Genomic DNA, 25602 nt, shown 5'->3' on the forward strand with positions numbered 1-25602 from the left:
TAGCAACGGTCTTGTCCGGTATGGCTTGAGGTTATTTGTAGAGATTTAACGCTCATATTTTTGCTGCGGGTGGGGCCGTTGTCTAGTTGGTGGGTGTGGGGTGCGTGTCTACTTTTGAATAAGCCTCTGTATGTTGTGTGATGCTTTCACCATTCTCAGGGCGTCCCAGCTCATTCAGATAGCCCTCAATCCCTTCTTCCTTATTTCCTGATAGTGTCGCCTGCGCCTGCTCGTAAGGCATAAATACCAAAGATGGTGCGCTGAAATCTCCGATTTCTCCCAAGATTTCTGCAATTTCTACAGAAGCCGTACGTAAAGGCGAAGGGATAAACTCCCCTTGGCTGTGTGCGTGTTTCCACTTCTCATGCCCTTCGTTCCATGCACGGGCGACTTCCACGAAGGTTTGAGCGCGAGCTTCCGCAAAGATGCGTGCCGCTTCTTCATTGGCGAGCTCGATTTCATCAATGGTGGGCTGATCTCCTAGCCTCGCCAGTTGCTGTTTGAGGGCAGCATTCTCGTTAGCTAAGCCTGCAATCTCTTGTGCCATAGCTTTCATACGGGTGCTTTTGAGGCCTTTACTAAAAGCGGCGAGTATCTGGTCTGCTGTGTAGGACTGTGCGGTCATGGTTAAAAGATACGATTAACCGCGCTCACATGTGGCCGATTACGTGCAAAAAGAGCCCACCTCTATAGTTAGAAGCGGGCTTTACTATTTCTACTCGTAGCCGACGCCGTCGCCATCTCGGTCTAAATGGGTTCCGTATCCGGATTGCCCTACATAGACGGGTACCGCTCCAGCGTCTTTAGCTGCAGAGCAGATAGTGTAGTAGATATCTGCTGGAGCTGGGGTTGACTCTTCAACGGACGCTATGTAGACGGCGGCACCACTCAGAGAGCACTCGCTGCATAGCGTCTTCCTCTTCTAGTCCCACCTTGGGCACATAGCACGCCCCCGACCTGGTGAAACATTCCAGGTCGGGGGCTTTTCTTTGCCCTCTCAAAAATAGTGTAAACCCCTTTTTGAACCCCATTTCATTTTTAGGCCAGCTCGCGCTGCTCATCAAGCGAAATAATCTTTACAAAAAACCCGCCCACCCCAGAGGGGCGGGCGGGCTGGTGAGGATACAAGACCGAAGCCAGGCTTTGATCTTGTGGTTCCTACGGCGGTTCGATTCAAAACCAAATCTCCGGTCCTGAATCACCAAGAACCAGTCTACGCCTGTCAGGCAGGTTAAAGTTCATTCATTAACCATAATAGGCAACTATGACCCCTATATGACGAAGGACTTCCCCACAGGCAAGCGGTGCCAGCAGGCGTCCTAACCCTCTGCCGCCGCCTTGAGACGGGCTAATCCGCACTCAAAATCAGCACCGATGCGCTTTTGCATATTAAAGACCTTGAACATTGCTTTCATCATCAGGTTCTGCTCACCGCTCATCGACCAGGCAACTGCGGTAGCGCCCTCGGTAGGCTGCAGCTTGAAGTGGCTACGGTTCTGAGCGGCCCAGGGCTTGATGAATTCAATATCAACCTCAACCAGGTTGTCCTCCGCCGTCACTACAGTCATGCGACCCTCACCGGCCTTCTTGTTACCAGCCCAGGCCATCTTTGCGCCGACACCCCTCTCGGCACCCGAGTAGGTCTGCTGCATGGCGGGGTCTTGCTCCTGCCAGGGCGACCAGTTTTCCCAGGCGTGCAGGTCCTCAAGCAGGGAGCGGACGCGCTCAAGGGGCGCGTCGATAACGGTGGAGCGAGTAAGAAAAGTATTTGTCATATCAACCAGTCTACAGAGACAAAGGCCCCGCCACTTCAGGTCTTGAAGTGGCGGGGCCCTCAGCGTGGCTTCACGGAGCCGTTTATCCTTTAGTCACTTAGTCAGTGAAGGGACCGACGGTTTCGCGAGCTTCAGGCAGCACAGCGCCGGCGTCATCAAGGTCACCAACACGGTGGACCTTGACGGTGTTGGTGGAGCCAGCAACGCCGGGAGGTGAACCTGCTGCCATGACAATCATGTCGTTGGCTTCAGCCAGGCCGTTGGCCAGCATGTAACGGTCAACCACGGCGGTCATCTCGTCGGTGTCCTTAGCGGTGGGTGAAACAGCAGCTTCAACACCCCACAGCAGGGACAGGAAGGCGCGGACGGAGGGCTCAGGGGTCAGAGCCAGCACGGGCTTGGCCGGACGCAGGCGGGCCAGACGGCGGGCGGTGTCACCGGACTGGGTGAAAGTAGCGATGTACTTAACATCCAGCTGGTCAGCAATGTTCACAGCTGCGCGGGTGATAGCGCCGCCACGGGTGCGGGGTGAGGTGCCCAGTTCGGGAACACGGAAGAGGCCGCGCTCTTCGGTGGACTTGATGATGCGAGCCATGGTCTGGATGGTGATGATGGGGTACTTACCCACTGAGGTTTCACCGGAGAGCATGACGGCGTCCGCGCCATCGAGGATAGCGTTAGCGCAGTCGGAGGCCTCTGCACGGGTAGGAGTGGGGTTCTGAATCATGGTTTCCAGCACCTGGGTTGCCACGATAACGGGCTTTGCCCAGCGGCGGGCCAGTTCAATGGCGCGCTTCTGCACCAGGGGAACCTCTTCGAGGGGGAACTCCACACCCAGGTCGCCACGGGCAACCATGATGCCGTCAAACCTGTCGACGATATCCTGCAGGTTTTCAACTGCCTGGGGCTTTTCAATCTTGGCAATGACGGCGATCTTACGGCCTTCTTCTTCCATGATTTCGTGAACACGCTGGATGTCGTCGCCGGAACGGACGAAGGAGAGAGCGATGATGTCCACGCCCAGGTTCAGGGCGAAGCGCAGGTCACGCTCGTCCTTCTCGGTGAGGGCGGGGATGGAAACAGCAACGCCGGGCAGATTGATGCCCTTGTTGTTGGAGATGGGACCGCCGACGATGACGCGGGTGGTCACGGTGGTCTCGTCAACCTCGATAGCTTCGAGGCGGATCTTGCCGTCATCAATCAGCAGGGTATCGCCGGGCTTGACGTCACCGGGCAGACCCTTGAAGGTGGTGCCGCAGATTTCCTTGGTGCCTTCAACATCTTCGATGGTGATCTTGAAGGTATCACCGGGTTCGAGAACCTCAGCGCCGTTCTTGAAAGTTTCGAGGCGAATCTTGGGGCCCTGAAGGTCGGCGAGAATCGCGACGTTGTGACCAAGCTTTTCGGCCTGCTCGCGGATGGTTGCGTATGAGTTAGTGTGAACCTCGTGGTCACCGTGGCTCATGTTCAGGCGGGCGACATTCATGCCCGCTTCGATAGCCGCTGCAATTTTCTCGGGTGCAGAAATTGCGGGGCCAATAGTACAAACAATCTTTGCGCGTCTCATCAATCAACCTTAGGTTTGTAGGGGTCTGAGAACCTTTGGTGTGGTTTCTGTCGGTAGCGGATTGACCACCGCCAACAACCAACATATTCACAGATAGTCAGCATGAAACCAACATGTCCACACCTCATTATACGTTGTTTCGTGAGGTTTTGGTGGAGGCATCGGGCACTTTCTGTGTAAATATTCGACATAAACCCCACCAAAACACACATAAACAGTCACAAACAAACAAAATCCGTTATCTAGCTTGTCAGCTTTGAGAGCACACGCCCCGGGCGCGTATCCTGAATGCAGAACACAAAGCTAGCCACCCACCCGCAAACCGATGAAAGAGTGCCCATGCCTACCCCGAACGTCCTTATCCTCTTCGGCTCCACCTACGGCCACACCGAACGCTACGCCCACTGGATCGCAGAAGACCTGCGCGCCCACGCGTCCGCACCGCAGGTGACCCTCTCCCCCGTCGCCGAAGCCACCGACGAAATGATCGAAGCGGCCGACGTACTCATCGTCGGCGCCAGCTACCTGGGCGGCTTCCTCACCGGCGCCCCCACCCTGCGCAAGCGCCGCGAAGCCATGCTCACCGTGCCCAACCGTGTCTTCTACACCGTCTCCTTCAACGGCACCGAAGTCTACCCCCGCTCCTACCTCGATGAGCGCGTCATGAAGAGCTACAAGGCGGACGTTGCCGGCGACCGCCCCGCCTTCCACTTCCGCGGGGGCCTCAAGATGGACGAAATGTCCAAGCTGCACAAGACCGCCCTCACCGGCGTCAAGACCGCCTACAAGCTCAAGCCCAAGCAGAACGAGTACGACAAGCAGCTCATCGAAGCCTTCGAAAACGGCGGCGCCGACCACACCAACCGAGAATGGACCAAGCCCCTGGTCGCCGAGGTTGAAACCTACCTGACCGACATCGCCGCCTCCTAGCAATGAAAACACTACTAATTGCCTACGGTAGCCAGTACGGCTACACCGAGCAGTACGCCCGCTGGATCAGCCAGCAGCTAGAGGGGCGCTTTACCACCCAGCTACTCCCCCTAGACCAGCTAACCGAACGCGCCGTAGCCGACGCGGACGTCCTGGTGGCGGGTCTAAGCGACTACGGCGGGTTCCTCACCGGCGCCCAGGAGCTCAAAAAGTACGAGCAGGAGCTGAGGGTCAAGCCCTTTGCCCTCTTCACCGTCTCGTTCAGTGGCTTGGCGGGGGCAAGCCAGCAGAAGCTCGATGCCCTGCTGGCCAAGAACCTGGGTGAGACCCTGGTTCAGGACGCCCTCGGCACCTTTCACCTGCGCGGCGGCCTCGACCACACCCGGCTTTCTTTCAAGCACAAGACAGTGATGGTGGGCATCCGCTCAGCCATCGCCGCCCTGCCCAAGAAAACTGAAGCTAACCAGCAAATGCTCGACAGTTTCACCCGCAAAACCGTTGACTATTCCAGTCAAGAGCAGGTTGAACCGCTGGTCGAGGCAGTAGCCGCTCTCGCCTAAGGGAAGTTCTAAGACACCCACAGAAAACCGGCCCCGCCCCAGAGATTCTGAGGCGGGGCCGGTTTCTTTACTAGAGCGCCAAATCAATCGCCCGGTCGCTGGGGGCTACGGGGGCAGGGAGCAGAGTTGAGCCAGTCAGGTGCTTTTCGACGGCTGCTGCGCAGGCGCGTCCTTCGGCGATAGCCCACACGACCAGGGACTGCCCGCGTCCGGCATCTCCGCAGGAGAAGACGCCGGGGACGTTAGTCATGTAGTTCTCGTCGCGGGCAACGTTGGTGCGGCGGTCGAGTTCTGCACCCACCTGGGTGGTGATGGAGTCGTTGTCCTGGCCGGTGAACCCCAAGGCTAGGAAGACCAGGTCGGCAGGAATGACGTGTTCTGTGCCAGCCTTAGGCACGCGGCGCCCGTCGGGCAGGTATTCGGTTTCAGCGACCTTGAGGCCGGTGAGTTTACCGTTCTCCCCCACGAATTCGACGGTGGAGGCCAGGTACTTGCGTTCGCCGCCCTCTTCGTGGGAGGAAGAGACTTCAAAGACCTTGGGGAACATGGGCCAGGGTTCGTTCTCCGGACGCTCGGCACCCGGCTTCTTGCCGATCGCCAGGGTGGTGATGGAAGCTGCTCCCTGACGCACGGCGGTGCCGATGCAGTCGGAGCCGGTGTCGCCACCGCCCAGCACGATGACGTGCTTACCTGCGGCATTGATGGTCGAGGCTTCTAGGTCACCAGCTACCACCCGGTTAGCTTCGGTGAGGTAGGGCATAGCGTAGTGGACGCCCTCCAGGTCGGCACCAGGGATGGGCAGGGCTCGCGGTGCGGTGGCCCCGGTGGCCACGATGACGGCGTCGTAGCGGCGCTTGAGGTTATCCCAGGTGATGTCTTTGCCGATTTCAACGCCGGTGCGGAAGCGGGTGCCTTCGGCCTTCATGACCTCGATACGGCGGTCAACGATATCTTTTTCTAGCTTGAAATCGGGAATACCGTAGCGCAGCAGGCCGCCCACCTTATCGTCACGTTCGAAGACGGCAACGGTGAAGCCTGCCTGGGTCAGCTGCTGGGCAGCTGCCAGACCGGCGGGGCCTGAACCGACCACTGCCACGGTCTTATCGAGCATACGGTCGGGCATAATGGGCTCGATGTATCCGCCCTCGAAGGCCTGCTCAGCAATGGTGTATTCAATCTGCTTGATGGTCACCGCAGGCTGGTTGATACCCAGTACACAGGAGGTTTCGCAGGGAGCCGGGCAGACGCGTCCGGTGAACTCGGGGAAGTTGTTGGTTGCGTGCAGGCGCTCAACAGCCTTTTCGGTTTGTTCCCGCCAGGTCAGGTCGTTCCATTCAGGAATCAGGTTGCCCAGGGGGCAGCCGACGTGGCAGAAGGGAACACCGCAGTCCATACAGCGGGAGGCTTGGGTCTTGAGCACAGCCGAGTTCTGGGCGACCTGAACTTCCTTCCAGTCCAGGATTCGCACGGGCACGGGGCGCTTAGGCCGGTCTTGACGGGTGGTTACTTTCAGAAAACCGCGGGGATCAGCCACGAGCGGTCACCTCCAAAATCTTGTTCCAAACCTGCATGGATTCGGTGTCTTCGCCGGCGGCTTCGGCCTCGGCGCGGATAGCTTGTACGGCGGCAAAGTCGCGCGGCAGTACCTTGGTGATGCGGGCGTAGGTACCCTCCAGGTCTTCGAGCAGGGCGGACGCCAGGGTCGAGCCGGTCTCGGTGTGGTGGCGGGTCAGCAGCTGGGCGACCTCTGCGCGGTCGTCCTCAGAGAGTTCCAGGAAGCCGAGTTCACCGGATTCGCGGGACTGCTTATTGACCTTGGCCATATCGAGGTCGAGCACGTAGGCGGTACCACCGCTCATGCCCGCACCGAAGTTGCGACCGGTTGAGCCCAGAATCAGGGCCTTACCACCGGTCATGTACTCACAGCCGTGGTCGCCAATACCTTCAACAACGGCGGTTGCCCCTGAGTTACGGACCAAGAAGCGTTCACCGACGATACCGCGGATGAACATTTCGCCGCTGGTGGCGCCGTAGCCAATGACGTTACCGGCAACCACGTTCTCTTCGGCAACCAGGGGGGCTGCCGCGTCCGGAGCCACGATGATGCGGCCGCCGGAGAGGCCCTTGCCCACGTAGTCGTTGGAGTCACCGGTCAGGCGGATGGTGATGCCCTGCGGCAGGAAGGCGCCCAGTGACTGGCCAGCGTGGCCGGTGAGGTTGAGGGTGATGGAGTCGTGGTCCAGCACCTCAATACCGAAGGTCTTGGTGACGGTGTGGCCCAGCATGGTGCCCACGGATCGGTCAGTGTTGACCACCGGTGAGTCGATAGTAACCGGGGTGCGGTCGCTCAGAGTTGCCTGGGCGGCAGCGATGAAGGTGTTGTCGATATGCTGGTCGAGTTCGTGGTCCTGGTCCTTGAGGTGGCGGATGCCCTGACCCTCGTATTCCACGGCGGTGGAGGTGAGCACCTTGGTCAGGTCAAGACCGTCGGCCTTCCAGTGGTCGATGGCCTGGGACATGTCGAGCACCTCGGCGTGGCCGATAGCTTCGTCCAGGGTACGGAAGCCCAGCTGAGCCAGGTATTCGCGCACCTCTTCAGCGATGAACTCGAAGAAGTTGACCACGTGGTCTGCCTGGCCGGTGAAGCGGGCGCGCAGGTCGGGGTTCTGGGTGGCGACGCCCACGGGGCAGGTGTCCAGGTGGCACTTGCGCATCATGATGCAGCCTTCGACGACCAGGGGCGCGGTGGCGAAGCCGTATTCTTCGGCGCCCAGCAGGGCGGCGATGATGACGTCGCGGCCGGTCTTGAGCTGGCCGTCCGCCTGTACAACTACGCGGTCGCGCAGGCCGTTGATCATGAGGGTCTGCTGGGCTTCAGCCAGGCCGAGCTCCCAGGGGGCACCTGCGTGCTTGAGGGAGTTGAGCGGGGCTGCGCCGGTGCCGCCGTCGTGGCCCGAGATGAGCACGACGTCCGCCTTAGCCTTGGTGACGCCTGCGGCCACGGTGCCGATACCGATTTCAGACACCAGCTTGACGTGGACGCGGGCGGACGGGTTAGCCCGCTTGCAGTCGTAGATGAGCTGGGCGAGGTCCTCGATGGAGTAGATATCGTGGTGGGGCGGGGGCGAAATCAGGGAGACGCCGGGGGTGGAGTGACGGGTCTTGGCCACCCAGGGGTAGACCTTGGCAGCCATGAGCTGGCCACCCTCACCGGGCTTAGCGCCCTGGGCCATCTTGATCTGGATGTCGTCGGCGTTGGTCAGGTAGAGGGAGGTGACGCCGAAGCGGCCGGAGGCTACCTGCTTGATGGCGGAGCGACGTTCGGGGTCGAGCAGACGCTCGACGTCCTCGCCGCCCTCACCGGTGTTGGACTTAGCGCCCAGGCGGTTCATAGCGATTGCCAGGGTCTCGTGGGCTTCCTTGGAGATGGAGCCGTAGCTCATAGCACCGGTGGAGAAACGCTTGACGATTTCGCTGACGGGCTCAACCTCGTCGATGGAGATGGGGGTGCGGTCTTCGGTGAAGGTGAAGAGGCCGCGCAGGGTCATCAGGTCCTTGGCCTGGTCGTCAACCAGCTTGGTGTAGGACTTGAAGATGTCGTAGCGACGGGTCTTGGTCGAGTGCTGCAGACGGAAGATGGTCTGGGGGTTGAAGAGGTGGGGCGGGCCCTCGCGGCGCCAGTCGTACTCACCGCCGGTTTCCAGGGCGCGGTGGGGCACGGAGACGCCGTCGTCGGGGTAGGCGTCGTGGTGGCGCTTGCGGGTTTCAGCTTCGATGACGTTCAGCCCCACACCGTCCATCTGGGAGTGGGTGCCGGTGAAGTACTGGTCAACCAATCTCTGGGATAGACCCAGGGCCTCGAAGGTTTGGGCCCCGCAGTAGGAGGAGACGGTGGAGATGCCCATCTTGGACATAATCTTCTGCAGGCCCTTACCCAGAGCCTTGATGAGGTTGTAGACCGCCTCAGACTCGGTCACTCCGGTGATCTCGCCCTGGGCTACCAGCTCTTCGACCGATTCCATAGCCAGGTAGGGGTTGACAGCTGAGGCGCCGTAGCCAATGAGGGTAGCAACGTGGTGGACTTCGCGCACGTCACCGGCTTCAACGATCAGGGCAACCTTGGTGCGGGTTGCTGAACGCAGCAGATGGTGGTGGACGGCGCTGGTCAGCAGCAGGGAGGGGATGGGGGCCCAGGCACCGTTAGAGTTACGGTCAGAGAGAATCAGGAACTGCACACCGCGTTCTACCGCAGCTGACACCTTTTCGCAGATTTCAGCGATACGGGCCCGCAGGGCATCCTCTCCCCCGTGGGCCGGGTACAGGCCGCTGACCTTAAGGGCGGCGGGCATGCCGTCCTCGTCCTCGATATGTGCGATCTTGTCGAGTTCATCGTTGTTGATGACGGGGAAGTTCAGCCCAACGTGCTGCACCTTCACCCGGCCGTTGCGCAGCAGGTTGCCGTCCGCACCGATAGAGGTCTTGAGGCTGGTGACCAGTTCTTCGCGGATGGAGTCCAGGGGCGGGTTAGTCACCTGTGCGAAGGACTGCACAAAGTAGTCAAAGAGCAGGCGGTGGCGGGTTGAAAGCACCGCGATGGGGGTGTCAGTGCCCATGGCGTAGATGGGTTCAGCCCCGGTCTTAGCCATAGGAGCCAAGATCTTGCGCAGCTCTTCCTCGGTGTAACCGAAGGTCTGCTGGCGCTTGAGGATGGACTTGCGGGAGGCACGGATGTGCTCACGCTCGGGCAGGTCAGCAAGGTCAACGATGTTCTCATCAGCCCACTGCTTCCAGGGCTGCTCGGCAGCCACCCTAGCCTTGACCTCTTCGTCGGGCACCAGGCGTCCTGCCTTAGTATCGACGAAGAACATCTTGCCGGGGGAAACACGGCCTTTCTCAACAATCTTTTCTTCGGGCATATCGACCACGCCGACCTCTGAGGCCAGAATGACCAAGCCATCATCAGTAATCCAGTAGCGGCCGGGACGCAAACCGTTGCGGTCCAGCACAGAACCCACGTTATCGCCGTCCGTAAAGGCGATAGCGGCAGGGCCGTCCCAGGGCTCCATGAGAGAGGAGTGGTAGCGGTAGAAGGCGCGGCGGTCTTCGTCCATGGTCTCGTGGTTTTCCCAGGCCTCGGGAACCATCATCATGAGCACCTGGGCAGCCGAGCGGCCCGAGAGCATGAGCAGTTCAGCGACCTCGTCGAAGCTCTGGGAGTCAGAAGCGCCCACGGAGCAAATCGGGAAGAGCTCTTCGGGGTTGCGGCCCAGCACCGGGGACTTGAGCTGGGACTGGCGAGCGCGCATCCAGTTGCGGTTGCCCTTGACTGTATTGATTTCGCCGTTGTGGGCGATGGTGCGGAAGGGCTGGGCAAGGGGCCAGGAGGGGAAGGTGTTGGTCGAGAAACGCGAGTGGACGATCGCCAGCTTGGTGGCAAAACGCGGGTCGGAGAGATCCGGGTAGAAGGGTTCCAGCTGGGCGGTGGTCAGCATGCCCTTGTAGACGATGGTACGCGATGAGAAGGACGGGAAGTAGACGCCAAGCTTGTGCTGGGCCCGCTTGCGCACGCGGAAGGCCTTCTGGTCCAGCTGGCGGCGCTCTGAATCTTCATCTAGGTTGACCACGGGGATGTGGCCGGTGAAGGGGGCGTTGACGGCGTCCAGGTCTTCACCTGAGGCTTCTGCAATGAACATTTGCACGAAGTAGGGCATGACCTCGCGGGCAGCCTTACCCACGATATCCGCATTGACGGGCACCTCGCGCCAGCCGAGCACCCGCAGGCCCTCGCGCTGGGCAATCTGGGTTAGCCCGTCCTTGAGTTCATCTGCGTTCTCGCCACCGGTGGGTAGGTAGGCGGTACCTACGGCGTATTTACCCAGTTCGGGCAGGTCAAAATCAACGACCTCGCGCAGGAAGGCATCGGGAATCTGTAGGAGAATACCGGCGCCGTCGCCGGTGCCTTCGTCCGCGCCGACCGCACCGCGGTGTTCCAGACGGCGCAGGGCGGTTAGGGCGTGGTCAACGATGTCGTGGCCGGGGGTGCCGCGCAAGGTGGCAATCATGGCCAGACCGCAGGCGTCCTTTTCGTTCTCCGGGCTATAGAGACCGGTTGCCTCGGGAATGGAAGCAAAGGTGGTGAAGGGTGAAGGGGCGTGCCCGAGGGTGTGGGGGTCCTGGGTGAAGGTCTTATCGGCGTGGACTGCACTGCCGAGCGTGGTGTGACTCATGTGGGCCGTTCCTACTTACGTTGGGCTCTGGTGCCGGTGGAGTGGGCTAAACGGCTGGCGCGCGGGAGCTGATGGCACAGGACGCCTGCGGTTTAGCCGCTCCCTTGCAGCACAAGATGTCGGTGGTCGCCTCGCTGTGACGATGGAGCGTGTGGTGACTCAAGGACGCCCGGGTGGGGGCCTGAGCCTGCGGTTCGCCTCGCATTCGGGTAGGTGCGAGAGCAATCTTCCATCAGTCTCTAGAGACTTCGTTACGTATGTGTAAATTTATACGCCCCTGCGTGTAAAGATTCAACAGGCGGCTGGGTGTTACACAGGTGGGCTTGGGGCCGCTCCCCTACTAGATACGCTTTTTGTCTAGAAATTGAGCCCGTATGACCTAGGCAAAACCGGATTAGGTCATGAATATTTTGCGTAATTATTCAAAGGGTGACGTTACGCAGGGGTGGCAAAATGAAACAGACTTGAAACTTTGAATCTTGATATGCGAGATAAATATTTCATATAGAGAGTAGAAAAGTGGGGCCTGGAAAACCCCAGAACCCCACCCAACGGTAGGCGATTTAGCGGGTTGCCCCCGTAAAGTCGAGCACCATGCGTCCGTTAATTAAGCCGGCATGCATTTCGTCAAAGATTGCCTGGGCATCTTCGACCGGGCGCAGCTGAACCACGGGCTTGACGCGCCCCTGGGCGCCAAATTCGAAGGCCTCGGCGAGATCCTGGCGGGTACCCACCAGGGAACCTTGCACCTTGATACCGTCGAGCACCAGGCGGGGGATGTTGAGATCCATAGACTCGGTGGGTAGGCCAACAGCAACCACGGTGCCACCGGCGCGGACGGAATCAACAGCCTGATTAAAGGCAGCCTTAGCTACCGCAGTTACTACCGCAACGTGGGCACCAGCCCCGCCGGTGGTGTTCTTGATTTCTTCCACGACGTCTTCGACATTCTTAGCGTTGATGACCACATCTGCCCCGCTGTCCTTAGCCAGCAGCAGCTTGTCTTCATTAAGGTCGACGGCAATAACCTGGGCCCCGAAGACGTTCTTGGCGTACTGCACAGAGAGGTTGCCCAGGCCGCCTGCACCAAAGCAGACAATCCACTGACCCGGGCGGACGCCTGATTCCTTCACGGCCTTATATGTGGTCACACCGGCACAGGTGATGGAGGTTGCCTCAACCGGGTCGAGAGCATCGGGAACCTTGACGGTGTAGTCAGCGTAGAGCAGGGTGTATTCGCTCATGCCACCGTCTGCTGTGTAGCCCGCATTGATTACGGAGCGGCAGAAGGTTTCGCGGCCGTCCGTGCAGTATTCGCAGTGGCCACAGCCCTTAAAGAACCAGGGAACACAGACGCGGTCGCCCACCTTGAGGTGTTCTACGCCGGGGCCGACTTCAGTGATGACGCCTACACCCTCATGACCCAGAATACGACCGGGCTTTTCGCCAAAGTCGCTGGCTGCTACGTGCAGGTCGGTATGGCAGATACCTGAGTATTCAATCTTGGCAAGTACCTGACCGTGACCCACCTCGGGGACGGGCACATCTTTGATATCCACGGTTCCATCAAGACGGTCAGAAACAACAACAGCTTTCATGGTGGCCATGTGAGAGCTCCTTAGAAATACAGCAGATTGAGTGTTGTGGCTCACTTAAAGCCTAGATTCTGGGAGTATCCAGGCGCCAGGGGTTGGATATTTTTTCTACTCTGTTACGGCGCTTTTACCCCTAAGGGCTCTAGTTCGGCAATAATTGCTTACCCCAAAAAGCAAGGTAGCTAAGCTAGAGCCATGAGTGATCAGATACCCTCCCCAGTGCCCCTTACCCAGCGTGCTACCTGGGCAGACCTCCCTCATTCCGTGCAGGCCTGGGTGGAAGAAGAGCTAGGTGACGCCGTAGTCGGGGCCGAGTCGCAAAGCGGTGGGTTTAGCCTGGGCACCGCAGACCGCCTGGTCACCCGCACAGGGCGCAGGGCTTTCCTTAAGGCTGTTGACGCCAACCTTCACCCACAAACAGCTGACCTGCACCGCAAGGAGGGCCGCATCACCGCGTCCTTCCCCAGCAACACCCCGACCCCGGCCGTCCTCGCCACCCGTGAATTTTCAGGGGCGGACGGCACAGCGTGGGTTGCCCTGCTTCTGGAAGATATCGAGGGGCGGCACCCAGAATACCCCTGGCGAAGAGAGGAACTGGCTGCCGTTTTTCGGGCCCTGGGCGGCATGAGCCGGGTTCCTGTGAATGCGGAGCTCAAGCTGCCGACCACCGAAGCGGACCTAACCGAAGAACTCGTTTTTTGGCACAGGCTCGCCCAGGGTGTAGTCCCAGAGCAGCTAGCCTACATTCGGGGAACCGACTCCTACCAGGAGCTGGCAGACCTGTTGCCCTTTGTTAACCGGAAGGCTGCCGAGTTTGCTGCCTTTGTCGATGAGCATCTGGTTGCCCACTTGGCAGGAAGTTCCTATGTACATACGGACCTGCGGGGTGACAATATTCTGATTCGCCCCACTGGTGAAGCAGTTTTGATTGACTGGCCCTGGGCAACGGTGGGCAATCCCCACTTTGACGTCGCTTCTGTAGCGACGGACGCCCTGATTGCCGACCCTAGCCTGAGCCTCACCAAGGTAAGGGAGCTGATTCCGACGTCCGGGCGCCCTCCGCTTGAGTTTTTGAAGGCCAATGTAATCGCACTAGCGGGCTACTATCTCTACGCTTCGATGCAGAAGCCCAGTGACTCCACGAACTCGTCGCTGGTGGGCATGCGGGCTCACCGCGCGTCCGCCCTGCTGACCAGACTGGCCCAGGGCAAAAAGTAATCCGCACTTATTCTGATGTACCCGCAACTAGTTGCGGGCTTTTCAGAATAAGTGCGGATCAGATTCTAATGTGTAGGTGCTATTCGCCCTCGCCCAGAATACTCGCATACGAGTTATGTGTGGGTAGGTCTTTTCCATCTAGTGAAGAAACTGCCATAGTTACTTGCTCATCTCTAGTCACACCTAAAGATTCATTAATTTGCTGTGGGCACTGAAGCTGATAACTAGCGATAGACGTACCATCTTCGTGTAAAACATCGATAGCAAAGCCGGTACCCTCTTCACCGCCACATTGAGCATTAATGACATACGCTCTGCCCTGCACAAGGGAGAGAGTTATTTCAGAACGGTCAAAACCTTCAGTAATTGGAGTCCACACATAAGCATCCGCCGGTGGTTCCAGGCTCACTGAATCTATGCTTGGTTTAGTTGCGGAGCAACCAGACAGGAGCATCATTCCCGCTAGCCCAAGCATTTGTAAGCGTTGTCGCTTCATATCTCCACACCATCTCTTATCGCACCTACTGGTATTCGTTACGCTCCCACTGTGCCAGGTTTCGGTTAAAACCAGCAGCGGCGAGCGGAAGCGCTGCTACGAACCCCATGAGCGCCGTGACCCAGGTGAAATCTGCGCCAATCGTAGACGCGCTGACATAATACGTACCTCTACCCTACCTTTTAATAAGCAAACATATCAATTTGTTAAGTGATACAACAAGACCCTACCCCTTCTCTCTTCGTCCCGAGATAATCCGTAGGGTCAAGAGAAAAAGAGTAGGGTCTAAGCCAGCCGTCGCAGGTGGTAAGCCCGAGAGCAACACCAGACTGGCCCAGAGCAAAAAGTAATCCGCACTTATTCTGATGTACCCGCAACTAGTTGCGGACTTTTCAGAATAAATGCGGATCAGGCGCCTGGTTAGGAGTTACCACCGCGAGCCAGGTTTCGGTTAAAACCAGCAGCGGCAACCGGAAGCGCTGCCACCAGCCCCATGAGCGCCATGACCCAGGTAAAACCTACTCCAGCCATTGACGCAATGACATATACAGCACCATTGACAGCACAACCATATATAAGCAGTGCCGCCACAGCTTCAACAGGGTTACCCGGCAGCCAGGAGTCGAAATATCCACGGCGCTTTGCACCATCTGCTTGTTCACGCTCAGCTTTTACCTGGTGATGTGGAGCCAAGAACACCAGCGCGGCGCCACCCCAGGCTCCGAACAAAATCGTTAGCCCGGGCTGGAAAAATCGCGAAGAAAATACTGTTCCTAATGAGACAAGCAGCCCGTAACTTGCCAGCGCCCATACGGTAGAAGACAGCAGATACGCCGGAACCGTTGTGAGATTTGGGAAAGATGAATACTTCATGATTACCTCCTCTGTGAAGCTGACTACATCTACCCTACCTTTTAATAAGCAGGCATATCAATTTACTGCTGGCCCAGGGCAAAAAATTAATCCGCACTTATTCTGATGTACCCGCAACTAGTTGCGGACTTTTCAGAATAAATGCGGATTAGTTTCTACACTTGTGCGCTAGTCGCCGGAGCGGACGGACGCCGGGGCTGGCTCGTCCGCGCTGGGCACGACACCGCCCTGCCTATAGGCACCTGGGAGCTCGCCGCGCCTACGCGCTCGTAGCCCCATCAGCGCGAACATGACGATACCCAGCAAGAAGATAGCACCGGATGTCCACACGTGAATACGAACCCCCAGCAGCATCTCAGCGGTATCGATTCGCAAGAAAGTCTCAATCATGAGACGGCCAAAACCGTACCAAACAACGTAGGCCCAGAAGGTCTGGCCCAGCTGGAAGATACCGCGGCGCCCCAGGGCAATCAGCAGGGCCGCACCCAGTAGGTTCCACAAGGACTCATAGAGGAAAGTCGGGTGAAAGAGCGTGCCCGCCGGGTACTGGTCAGGGAAGTTGGGCGAGTTGGCCGAAATTTCCAGACCCCAGGGCAGGGTGGTGGGCTTGCCAAAGAGCTCCTGGTTAAACCAGTTGCCCCAGCGGCCCATAGCCTGGGCGATCATGATGCCGGGGGCGGCGGCGTCCGCGAACTTAGCCAGCGAAATGCCGTAGCGGCGGCAGGCGTACCAGGCACCCAGGCCACCGACCGAAATCGCGCCCATAATACCGATGCCGCCTTCCCAAATCTTGAAGACATCAAGGGGGTCAGCGCCTGCACCGAAGTAGGAGCCGGGGTCGGTAATGAGCACATGGTAGAGGCGGGCACCGATAATGCCCGAGGGAATGGCCCACATGGCAACGTCCCAGACCCTCTCGGGGTCCTCGCCCCAGGCGGCCCAGCGGCGGCCGGTGAGCCACATGCACACCACAATGCCCGCCAAAATACAGAGGGCATAGAAGTGGATAGTCAGGGGGCCAAGCTCAATGGTCGAGATGGACGGCGAGGGGATAGATGCAAGAACAGTTGAAGTCACAGCCCCTACCCTACTCGCGGCCGGCCAGCTGGCGGGTCAGGGTGCCCACAGCGGACGGGCCGCCCTCAGCCAGAGCCTTCACCAGGGCAGTACCCACGATCACGCCATCGGCGTAGGCACCGATTTCTTCAACGTGCTCACGCTTGGACACGCCCAGGCCCACACAGGCAGCGGGGGCACCGGCGGCACGCAGGTCAGACACCAGGGTCTCTGCGGCGGTGTTCACCGACGAGCGGGCACCGGTCACGCCCATGACCGAGACAGCGTAGACAAAGCCGCTCGAAGCCTTCGAAATCAGGGCTAGACGCTCAGGGCTAGATGAAATAGCTGCCAGGAAAATGCGGTCCAGGCCGTGCTTTTCGGACGCTTCAAACCAGTCAGCGGCCTCATCGGGAACCAGGTCGGGGGTAATCAGACCCGCACCACCGGCTGCAGCTAGCTCCCCAGCGAACCGATCGACGCCGCGGCGCAGCACGGGGTTCCAGTAGGTCATCACCAGTACTACAGCATCGGTGGCGGCGGTAATCTCGCGGACCGCGCGGAAGAGGTCGTCGGTGCGGAAGCCCTTCTCAATGGCCTCAACGGTAGCCCGCTGAATCACGGGGCCGTCCATGACCGGGTCTGAATAGGGCAGACCCAGCTCGATAATGTCAACCCCGTTCCGGCCCATCTCAATCGCAGCCTCGATAGACTCATCAACGCTGGGGTAGCCTACCGGCAGGTAGCCGATCAGGGCTGCTCGCCCCTCAGCCTTGCACTCGGCAAGGCGGGCGGCCAGTTTGGAGTCGGGGTTGGGGGCGGGGAAGCTACCCTTGCGCACGGAGTAGCGGGTTTCGTCCTGAAAATCGATGTGGCTCATTAGGCACCCTTGCTTTCGTTCTGTGCGGTTGTCTCTGCCGCTGCTTCCTTGTTGCCCACGTTCAGGCTGGTGGAGGGAATGGCCTTGCCCAGGCCGAACCACTTGAGCGCGGTTTCCATGTCCTTATCCCCTCGGCCTGAGAGGCAGACAATCATGGACTTTTCGTGCGCGGTGGCGGGGTCTTCTGCCGCCCACTGACGGGCAACGCGCAGGGCACCTGCCAGGGCGTGGGCCGATTCGAGGGCGGGGATGATGCCTTCGGTGCGGCAGAGCAGGCGCAGGGCGTCCATGGCTTCGGTGTCGGTGACAGCCTGGTAGTCGACGCGGCCGATGTCTGAGAGGTAGGCGTGTTCGGGGCCGACGCCGGGGTAGTCAAGGCCCGCTGAAATGGAGTGGGACTCGATGGTTTGGCCGTCCTCATCTTGCATGAGGTAGGTGATGGCCCCGTGGAGCATACCGGGGCGGCCCAGGGAGATGGTGGCAGCGTGGCGGTCGGTGTCGATTCCGTCGCCGCCTGCTTCGAAGCCGTAGATTTTGACGTCGGCGTCGTCGAGGAAGGCGTGGAAGAGGCCGATGGCGTTGGAGCCACCGCCGACGCAGGCTGCGATGCCGGTGGGTAGGGTGCCGGTGGCTTCGAGGAACTGTTCGCGGGCTTCGGTGCCGATGGCGTCGTGGAAGTAGCGCACCATGGCGGGGAAGGGGTGGGCGCCTGCTGCGGTGCCGAGTAGGTAGTGGGTGGTGTCGACATTGGATACCCAGTCGCGCAGGGCCTCGTTGATGGCGTCTTTGAGGGTGCGGGAGCCGGTCTGCACGGCGATGACGGTTGCGCCCAGCAGCTGCATGCGGGCGACGTTGAGGGCCTGACGTTCGGTGTCCTCTTCGCCCATGTAGACCACACATTCCATGCCGAAGAGGGCGGCTGCGGTGGCGGTGGCTACGCCGTGCTGGCCTGCGCCGGTTTCGGCAATCAGGCGGGTCTTGCCCATGCGCTTGGCCAGCAGGGCCTGGCCGATGACGTTGTTAATCTTGTGGGATCCGGTGTGGTTGAGGTCTTCGCGCTTGAGGAAGAAGCGCACTCCCCCGGCTTCGGCGGAGAGGCGGGGAACCTCGGTCAGCAGGGAGGGGCGGTTGGAGTATTCGGCCGAGAGGCGGCGGAATTCGTCGATGAAGTCGGGGTCGAGTTTGGCCTTTTCAAAGGTTTCTTCGAGCTCGTCCATGGCAGCGATCAGGGATTCTGCCATGTAGCGCCCGCCGTACTGCCCAAAGTAGGGGCCTGGCGCGTTTTTGAGGCTCTGGCCCGAGGCCAGGAATTGATCTGCGAGGGTTTCAGTCATGGGGTTTCCCTTCGGTGGGCTAAACGTTGAGTGTCTGATGGGGGCGGACGCCTGGGCCCGGCTCTGTCGGGGCGCAGCAGGCGCGGTGCGGGGTAAGTAAGGTGTGGGGTTAGGCTGGCTGGGAGCCCAGCCAGGTTTGCCGGGCCTCGGCACCGGCAGCGCGGAAGTCGCGCAGGGTCTCGGTGGGGGTGCCAGATTTTACGAGGGCCTCACCCACCAGCACAGCTTTGGCACCGTGCGAGGCGTAGTCGGCGACGTCCTGGGGGCTGGCAACGCCGGACTCAGCCACGATGATGGCGTCCTCAGGCAGCAGGGGGGCTAGCTTGCTGAAGTTGGCGTTATCGACCTCGAGAGTCTTGAGGTTACGCACGTTAACGCCCACGATGCGGGCACCCACAGCAACAGCCCGTTCGATTTCTTCGGGAGTGTGGGTTTCGACCAGGGCGTTCATGCCCAGCTCATGCGTGAGGTCCAGGAAGCGGCGCAAGGTGGCGTCGTCCAGGGCGGCGACGATGAGGAGCACCAGGTCAGCCCCGTGGGCGCGGGCCTCCCAAATCTGGTACTCGTCCACGGTGAAGTCTTTGCGGAGGACCGGGATACTGACGGCGGCGCGGACTGCATCCAGGTCTGCCAGGGTTCCCTTGAAGCGGCGCTCTTCGGTCAGTACCGAAATAGCGGCCGCTCCCCCGGCCTGGTAGGCGACGGCCAGTTCAGCAGGGTCGGGAATGTCTGAGAGGGCACCCTTTGAGGGGGAGGATCGTTTGACCTCGGAAATAATTTCGACGCTTCCCTGCTCAGCCCCACGCAGGGCGGCCAGGGCATCAAGCGCGGGAGCCTGAGCAGCTGCCTGCTTCTTGATCTCTTCAAGTGGCAGGGCGGCGCGGCGGGTTTCAAGATCTTCGCGGACGCCTACGATGATGTCATCAAGTACGGTCATGGTGCCCCTTGGTGCTGGTGCGCGGACGGCGCAGGTTGGGTTGGTCGTGCCCCTCTAGTATCGCTCAGGTGCCTGAACGTTTGCCAGACGGGTTCACCGGGTGAGAACACGTGTGAAGAAAAGGCAAGGGGCACCTCGCGTCTGTGCGGGGTGCCCCTTGTCTCGCCTCGCCCGGATGGGTTCGGGTTTTAGTGGTGGTACTTGGTGTGCTTGCCGCCCTGGCCGTAGCCAGCTGAACGGAGTACGATACCGGCAACAACGCCAATGGCGATGATGGCAACGCCGACCACGAAGATGGGGGTGCTTGAGATGCAGAAGCCGACGGCGCCGATGATTGAGCCGACAATCATGATGATGACCATGGCCCATGAGGCGGTGGTGTTGCCGTGGTTGTTGTAGGGCAGGTCGGGGACCATCTCAACGGTCTGCTGTGCCATGTGAGTCTCCTTGTAGTGTGTGGGCGTGCGCTTGCCGGTGTATGGGGTGCCGAGCACACGGGTGCTTATCTCTATCTTAGAAGATTGGGGGCTCTTTGGCCCAGTTTAGGCACCCGTGTGCCTTTTTATTTCCTTGAGGTAGGTGCTTAGGCGAGGCGTCCGGTGACACTCTCAGCCGCTGCCAGCAGTTCGCCGTTGGCGACCAGTTCGACGGTTTGTTCGATTTCGGGTGAGAGGAAGCGGTCGGGGCCGGGGCCAGCGACGTCCTTACGCAGGCGCTCAATCACTGCGGCGGTTGCCGGTGAGGGGGTCTGCGGGGCACGCAGGTCGATACCGCGGGCGGCTGTGAGGATTTCGATGGCAAGGACGCGGGTGAGCCCGTCCACTGCCTTACGCAGCTTGCGGGCAGCTGACCAGCCCATGGAGACGTGATCCTCCTGCATGGCAGACGAAGGAATAGAGTCAGCAGAAGCAGGAACAGCCAGGCGCTTGAGCTCAGAAACGATAGCAGCCTGGGTGTACTGGGCGATCATGTGGCCTGAGTCCACGCCGGGGTCGTCGGCTAGGAAGGGCGGCAGGCCGCGGTTGCGGGCAACATCGAGGAAACGGTCGGTGCGGCGCTCCGAGATAGAGGCAGCATCGGCTACGGCGATGGCCAGGAAGTCCAGCACGTAGGCGACCGGGGCGCCGTGGAAGTTACCGTTGGATTCCACACGGCCATCGAGGGTCACCACGGGGTTATCGACCGCCGATGCCAGCTCGCGCAGGGCAACGGTGCGAGCGTGTTCGATGGTGTCGCGCACGGCCCCGGCGACCTGGGGTGCGCAGCGCAGGGAGTAGGCGTCCTGCACGTAGGTGGTCACGTTCTCGGCGTGGTGCTGGATAATGCCGGAGCCTTCCAGCACCTTCTTCATGTTGGCAGCCGCTGCCCCCTGGCCGGGGTGAGGGCGCAGCGCGTGCAGTTCAGGGGCAAAGACGCGGTCGGTGCCGGCCAAGCCCTCCACGCTCATGGCCGCAGCGATGTCGGCAAGCTTGACCAGGGCGTCCAGGTCGGTCAGGGCCATCACCAGCATGCCCAGCATGCCGTCGGTGCCGTTGATGAGGGCCAGGCCCTCCTTCTCTGCCAGTTCAACCGGGGTCAGCCCAAACTTCTCGAAAGCCTCAGCGGTCTCGTAGAGCTGGCCGTCGGCGTCCCGCACCTGCCCCTCACCGATGATGGCCAGGGCGCAGTGCGACAGGGGTGCCAGGTCGCCGGAGCAACCCAGCGAACCGTACTCGCGCACCACCGGGGTGAGGCCGGCAGAGAGCATGTCGGCGTAGGCCTGGGCGACGACGGGACGGACGCCGGTGCGGCCGGTTGCCAGGGTTGAAAGGCGCAGGAGCATGAGGGCACGAATCACTTCGGTTTCGACCTCGGGGCCGGAGCCTGCGGCGTGGGAGCGAATCAGGCCGCGCTGCAGGGCCTTACGCATCTCAAGGGGGATGTGCTTATTCGCCAGGGCGCCGAAGCCGGTGGAGACGCCGTAGACGGGGGTATCGGAGTTGGCGAGGTCGCGGATGCGCTGGCTAGATTTTTCGATTTCAGCCAGGGATTCGTCGCTGATGGTGACGGCCGCGCCGTGGCGGGCAACAGCGATGAGGTCGGCGAAACTCACGGGCCTAAGGCCCACGGTGACGGTGGTGGTCATGGTTTTCTCCTTTGAAAGTGTACGAGGTGAAGCAGGCTCGCAGCGAGCGTGAGACTGCAGAACCTATAGAGTTTTACTCCGGCAAAGGCGTATGCCGGGTCAGGACGGTGTGTATCAGGCGGGCTGCTGTTTTGGCGGTGCGTCCGTCGATGTCGAGGGAGGGGTTGAGTTCGGCCACGTCGAAGGCGGCGAGCTTGCCAGAGGCAGCAACCCTGCTCATGATGCGGTTGATGATAGCTGGGTCAACGCCGAGCGCGGCGGGGGCGCTGACACCGGGCGCAACGGCCGCTGGCAGGACGTCCAGGTCCAGGGTCAGGTAGATCAGGTCGACGTGTGCGGTAAAGACCTCAACGAACTTGTCGATGGCTTGTAGGTTGCCCCAGTGGGTTTCTTCATCGAGCAGGTAGTGCACGCGGGCGCGGTCTGCGGCGTCGAAGAGTACCTGGGTGTTGGCTGCTTCAGAGATGCCCACGACCGCGTAGGTCAGTTCGGTGCCCGCCCATTCTTCGTCGGCGAGCGCCTGGCTGAAGGGGGTTCCGCTGGTGGGTTCGTCCGCTTGGCGCAGGTCGAAGTGGGCGTCCAGGTTCAGGATGCCGATGCGCGCGGCCCTACCCCGGCCCCGGTAGTTTTGTCTACGAGAGGACGCCGCCAGCCCCTTGTAGGTACCGTAGGCTACTTCGTGGCCGCCACCGAGCACCACGGGCAGGGAGCCTTCGTCGATGGTGGCTGTAACGGCTTCTGAGAGCCTGCGGTGGCCGCCGACGAGGTCGCGGTGATTGACAACCACGTCACCCGCGTCCCCCAGGACGAGGTCGGTGCGGCGGTTGCCGGTGGTTCCCTGAGCCAGGGCTAGGGTTCCCAGGGCTGAGCGCAGGGTGGTGGGCCCTTCTGCTGCGCCGGTGCGCCCCTGGTTGCGGCGGACCCCCTCGTCGGAGGCAAAGCCGACGAAGACCGCGTCCGGCTTCTGGGTGAGCTGGGCAAGCGGCTGTACCGCTTGGAAGAGCCTGCGGTGCTCGGCACCGGGGCCGTCGTCGCGTCCGCTCCAGGTCGGGGCCTGCCGGTCGGTAAAAGCCTGTATCACTAGATGTCCTCCTCGTGCAGGGGTACGACGGTTTGCCCGTCCTTCCAGACGCCGGCGACCAGGGGCACGCCGGGGCGGTAGGCCAGGTGCAGGTGGTTGGGGGCGTCCAGGGCCAGGACGTCGGCGCGGGCTCCCACGGTCAGGGCACCGATGTCGGTGCGACCCAGGGCTGCCGCTCCCCCGGCGGTTGCCGCCCAGACAGCTTCGTCCGGGCTCATGTGCAGATCGCGCACGGCCAGGGCAATGCAGAAGGGAATGGAGGTGGTGAAGGAGGTGCCGGGGTTGCAGTCTGCTCCCAGGGCTACGGTAGCCCCGGCATCCAGCAGGCGGCGGGCATTGGGGTAGTCACCCCGGGTAGAAAAGTCGGCGCCGGGGAGAACCGTAGCCACCGTTGAGCTATTGGCCAGGGCGTCTACGTCCGCGTCCGTCAGGTAAACCACGTGATCCACGCTGGCAGCACCCAGCTCCACTGCCAGCTGCACACCGGCCCCGTAGGTCAGCTGGTTGCCGTGCACGCGAGCCTTCAAACCGGCTGCTATACCTGCCTGCAGGACTGCCCGCGACTCGTCCTCGCTAAAAGCCCCGCGCTCGCAGAAAACATCGATCCAGGAGGCGTAGGGGGCGCACTCGGGAATCATGGTGTCTACCACCATCTGAACGTATTCGTCCTGCTTATCCCGGTACTCCGGCGGAGCTACGTGGGCAGCTAGCAGGGTCACCTCGTCGGTGCAGGCAGCGGCGACCTGCACCGACTTCAGCTCAGACTCAGCCGACTGGCCGTAGCCGGTCTTTACCTCAATCGTGGTTGCCCCGGCGCGGGCGTACTCCTGCATGAGCGAGCGGGTATTGAGTTCCAGCTCCGCTGCGCTGGCGGCCCGGGTGGCCTCGATGGTGGTGCGGATGCCACCGGCCTCGTAGGGTTTGCCCTCCATGCGGGCGGCAAACTCGTGCGAGCGGTCCCCGGCAAAGACCAGGTGAGAGTGGGATTCCACGAAGCCCGGCAGCACGGCGCGCCCGCCCAGATCTAGGCAGCGGTCGGACGCCGGTGCCTGGCTGGCTGTGCCAACCCAGGTAATTCTGCCCTGCTCCACCACGAAGGCGGCGTTTTCGAGAACGCCCAGGGGCCCGCGGTCCAGGGTGGGGTCGTTGGTGACCAGCGACCCGATGTTGGTAAAGAGACGGCTGGTCATGGCTAGCGGTTTTCCTGCATGGGAATACGGACCCCGCGCTCAGCCGCAACCTGCTGAGCGTACTCGTAGCCGGCGTCCGCGTGGCGAATTACGCCCATGCCGGGGTCGTTGGTCAGTACGCGCTCCAGCTTGGCAGCGGCCAGCTCCGAACCGTCAGCGATGCAGACCTGGCCCGCGTGGATGGAGCGGCCCATGCCCACGCCGCCGCCGTGGTGGATGGATACCCAGGAGGCACCCGATGAGGTGTTCACCAGGGCGTTGAGCAGGGGCCAGTCGGCAACGGCGTCGGTGCCGTCCTTCATACCCTCGGTCTCGCGGTAGGGGGAAGCCACCGAACCGGAATCCAGGTGGTCACGGCCAATGGCGATGGGGGCAGAGAGCTCACCGCTAGCTACCATCTCGTTGAACTTGAGGCCTGCCTTGTGGCGCTCGCCGTAGCCCAGCCAGCAGATACGGGCGGGCAGGCCCTCGTAGGCGACTTTCTCACCGGCCATGGTGATCCAGCGCTTCAGGTGCTCGTTCTCGGGGAAGAGTTCGAGAATGGCCTGGTCGGTCTTCTTGATGTCTTCGGGGTCGCCGGAGAGGGCGCACCAGCGGAAGGGGCCCAGGCCCTCTTCGAAGAGGGGGCGGATGTAGGCGGGTACGAAGCCGGGGAAGTCGAAGGCTCGCTGGTAGCCGGCCTTGCGGGCTTCATCGCGAATAGAGTTGCCGTAGTCGAAGACCTCAGCACCGGCGTCCATAAAGCCCACCATAGCCTCGACGTGGGCTGCCATGGCCTCGCGGGAGCGCTTGGTGAAGAGTTCGGGGTCGCGGGCGGCTTCTGCCTTCCAGTCCTCGAAGGTGACCTCGGTGGGCAGGTAGCTCAGCGGATCGTGGGCACTGGTCTGGTCGGTGACGATGTCGATGGGGGCCTTGCGGCGCAGCAGCTCGGGGAAAATCTCAGCGGCGTTGCCAACCACACCGATAGAGAGGGGCTTCTTGGCGTCGCGGGCCTCGATGGCAAGCTCTAGGGCGTGGTCGAGGTCGCGGGCCTTGACGTCCAGGTACTTGTGGTCGATGCGGCGGTCAACGCGGGACTCATCAACGTCCACGCAGATTGCGACGCCCTCGTTCATGGTCACGGCCAGGGGCTGGGCACCGCCCATGCCGCCCAGACCTGCGGTGAGGGTAATGGTACCTGCCAGGGTGCCGTTGAAGCGCTTGCGGGCAACCGCGCCGAAGGTCTCGTAGGTGCCCTGCAGAATGCCCTGAGTGCCGATGTAGATCCAGGAACCAGCTGTCATCTGGCCATACATCATCAGGCCTTCGGCTTCGAGCTTGCGGAAGTGCTCCCAGTTGGCCCAGTCGCCCACCAGGTTGGAGTTGGCCAGCAGCACACGCGGGGCCCACTCGTTGGTGCGGAAGACACCTACGGGCTTGCCGGACTGCACCAGCATGGTTTCATCATCTTTAAGGGTCTTGAGGGTGGCGACGATGGCGTCAAAGGCTTCCCAAGAGCGGGCGGCGCGGCCGGTGCCGCCGTAGACCACCAGGTTATCGGGGTGCTCGGCAACCTCGGGGTCGAGGTTGTTCATGAGCATGCGCAGGGCACCTTCCTGCTGCCAGCCGAGGGTATTGAGTTCAGGGCCGCGAGGGGCGCGGACGGGGCGGGGGCCGCTGGTGGTCATGTTTACTCCTTTGTACATGATGGTCTGTTCTTCCCAGCTTTTGGTTCTTTGCTTTTACCTGATCGCACCGGGGCGGTACAGTGGGAAGATG

Annotated in this window: 21 protein-coding genes; 3 read left to right on the forward strand and 18 right to left on the reverse strand. The window is 61.1% G+C overall.

Annotated features, from left to right (window positions below; genetic code table 11):
- Positions 1–82: 82 nt before the first annotated feature.
- The 4 genes from L6762_RS01715 to pyk all read right to left on the reverse strand — a co-directional run bounded on the left by L6762_RS01715 (position 83) and on the right by pyk (position 3342).
- The gene (locus L6762_RS01715) at positions 83–547 is read right to left on the reverse strand and encodes a hypothetical protein (protein WP_237185288.1); all 465 of its coding nucleotides are present in this window, start codon (positions 545–547) and stop codon (positions 83–85) included.
- Positions 548–715: 168 nt separating this feature from the next.
- A complete protein-coding gene (locus tag L6762_RS11985) occupies positions 716–892 on the reverse strand; it encodes an excalibur calcium-binding domain-containing protein (RefSeq protein WP_336603580.1) in 177 nt (58 codons plus the stop codon).
- Positions 893–1319: 427 nt separating this feature from the next.
- Complete coding sequence (locus L6762_RS01725; RefSeq protein ID WP_237185289.1) at positions 1320–1775, reverse strand: SRPBCC family protein; 456 nt, start codon at positions 1773–1775, stop codon at positions 1320–1322.
- Between the two features lie 97 nt (positions 1776–1872).
- Positions 1873–3342 (reverse strand): pyruvate kinase, encoded by a 1470-nt coding sequence (pyk, locus tag L6762_RS01730; protein WP_237185290.1) that lies wholly within the window; start codon positions 3340–3342, stop codon positions 1873–1875.
- A 339-nt stretch (positions 3343–3681) separates the two neighbouring features.
- Between pyk and L6762_RS01735 the strand changes: the two genes are divergently transcribed.
- Positions 3682–4272, forward strand: coding sequence for a flavodoxin domain-containing protein (locus L6762_RS01735; protein WP_135012079.1), 591 nt, complete (start codon positions 3682–3684; stop codon positions 4270–4272).
- 2 nt (positions 4273–4274) lie between these two features.
- Positions 4275–4832: a flavodoxin domain-containing protein gene (locus tag L6762_RS01740; protein WP_185173016.1), complete on the forward strand. Its 558-nt coding sequence runs from the start codon at positions 4275–4277 to the stop codon at positions 4830–4832.
- A gap of 70 nt (positions 4833–4902) precedes the next feature.
- On the opposite strand, the gene L6762_RS01745 is transcribed toward L6762_RS01740, so the two are convergent.
- From L6762_RS01745 to adhP, 3 genes are all read right to left on the reverse strand, one after another.
- Positions 4903–6366, reverse strand: coding sequence for a glutamate synthase subunit beta (locus L6762_RS01745; RefSeq protein ID WP_237185291.1), 1464 nt, complete (start codon positions 6364–6366; stop codon positions 4903–4905).
- Complete coding sequence (gltB, locus tag L6762_RS01750; RefSeq protein WP_237185292.1) at positions 6359–11059, reverse strand: glutamate synthase large subunit; 4701 nt, start codon at positions 11057–11059, stop codon at positions 6359–6361. The genes L6762_RS01745 and gltB overlap by 8 nt, the downstream gene beginning before the upstream one ends.
- 563 nt (positions 11060–11622) lie before the next feature.
- Entirely contained in the window at positions 11623–12666 is a 1044-nt protein-coding gene (gene adhP / locus L6762_RS01755; RefSeq protein ID WP_237185293.1) for an alcohol dehydrogenase AdhP, read from the reverse strand.
- Between the two features lie 183 nt (positions 12667–12849).
- Here adhP and L6762_RS01760 point away from each other — a divergent pair, with 183 nt between their 5' ends.
- The gene (locus L6762_RS01760) at positions 12850–13872 is read left to right on the forward strand and encodes an aminoglycoside phosphotransferase family protein (RefSeq protein ID WP_237185294.1); all 1023 of its coding nucleotides are present in this window, start codon (positions 12850–12852) and stop codon (positions 13870–13872) included.
- 79 nt (positions 13873–13951) lie between these two features.
- Here the strand turns inward: L6762_RS01760 and L6762_RS01765 are convergent, their stop codons facing one another.
- From L6762_RS01765 to hutU, 11 genes are all read right to left on the reverse strand, one after another.
- Complete coding sequence (locus tag L6762_RS01765; protein WP_237185295.1) at positions 13952–14368, reverse strand: hypothetical protein; 417 nt, start codon at positions 14366–14368, stop codon at positions 13952–13954.
- A gap of 420 nt (positions 14369–14788) precedes the next feature.
- Positions 14789–15241 carry a hypothetical protein gene (locus L6762_RS01770; RefSeq protein WP_237185296.1) on the reverse strand — a complete coding sequence of 151 codons (453 nt, stop codon included), beginning with the start codon at positions 15239–15241 and terminating at the stop codon, positions 14789–14791.
- 168 nt (positions 15242–15409) lie between these two features.
- A complete protein-coding gene (gene lgt, locus L6762_RS01775) occupies positions 15410–16318 on the reverse strand; it encodes a prolipoprotein diacylglyceryl transferase (protein WP_237185297.1) in 909 nt (302 codons plus the stop codon).
- Positions 16319–16328: 10 nt separating this feature from the next.
- The gene (gene trpA, locus L6762_RS01780; RefSeq protein WP_237185298.1) at positions 16329–17177 is read right to left on the reverse strand and encodes a tryptophan synthase subunit alpha; all 849 of its coding nucleotides are present in this window, start codon (positions 17175–17177) and stop codon (positions 16329–16331) included.
- Complete coding sequence (gene trpB, locus L6762_RS01785) at positions 17177–18511, reverse strand: tryptophan synthase subunit beta (protein ID WP_237185299.1); 1335 nt, start codon at positions 18509–18511, stop codon at positions 17177–17179. Before trpB ends, trpA begins: the two co-directional genes overlap by 1 nt.
- A gap of 109 nt (positions 18512–18620) precedes the next feature.
- Positions 18621–19448, reverse strand: coding sequence for an indole-3-glycerol phosphate synthase TrpC (gene trpC, locus L6762_RS01790; protein WP_237185300.1), 828 nt, complete (start codon positions 19446–19448; stop codon positions 18621–18623).
- Positions 19449–19636: 188 nt separating this feature from the next.
- Positions 19637–19885: an HGxxPAAW family protein gene (locus tag L6762_RS01795; protein WP_237185301.1), complete on the reverse strand. Its 249-nt coding sequence runs from the start codon at positions 19883–19885 to the stop codon at positions 19637–19639.
- 146 nt (positions 19886–20031) lie between these two features.
- Positions 20032–21573, reverse strand: a complete 1542-nt coding sequence (hutH, locus tag L6762_RS01800) for a histidine ammonia-lyase (protein ID WP_237185302.1) — start codon at positions 21571–21573, stop codon at positions 20032–20034.
- 73 nt (positions 21574–21646) lie between these two features.
- Positions 21647–22654, reverse strand: coding sequence for a formimidoylglutamase (gene hutG, locus L6762_RS01805; protein ID WP_237185303.1), 1008 nt, complete (start codon positions 22652–22654; stop codon positions 21647–21649).
- Complete coding sequence (gene hutI, locus L6762_RS01810) at positions 22654–23844, reverse strand: imidazolonepropionase (protein ID WP_237185304.1); 1191 nt, start codon at positions 23842–23844, stop codon at positions 22654–22656. Before hutI ends, hutG begins: the two co-directional genes overlap by 1 nt.
- Before the next feature lie 2 nt (positions 23845–23846).
- Entirely contained in the window at positions 23847–25529 is a 1683-nt protein-coding gene (hutU, locus tag L6762_RS01815; RefSeq protein ID WP_237185305.1) for a urocanate hydratase, read from the reverse strand.
- Positions 25530–25602 lie beyond the last annotated feature (73 nt).

It is taken from the genome of Rothia nasimurium (genome assembly GCF_928381705.1).
Taxonomy (GTDB): Bacteria; Actinomycetota; Actinomycetes; order Actinomycetales; family Micrococcaceae; genus Rothia; species Rothia nasimurium_G.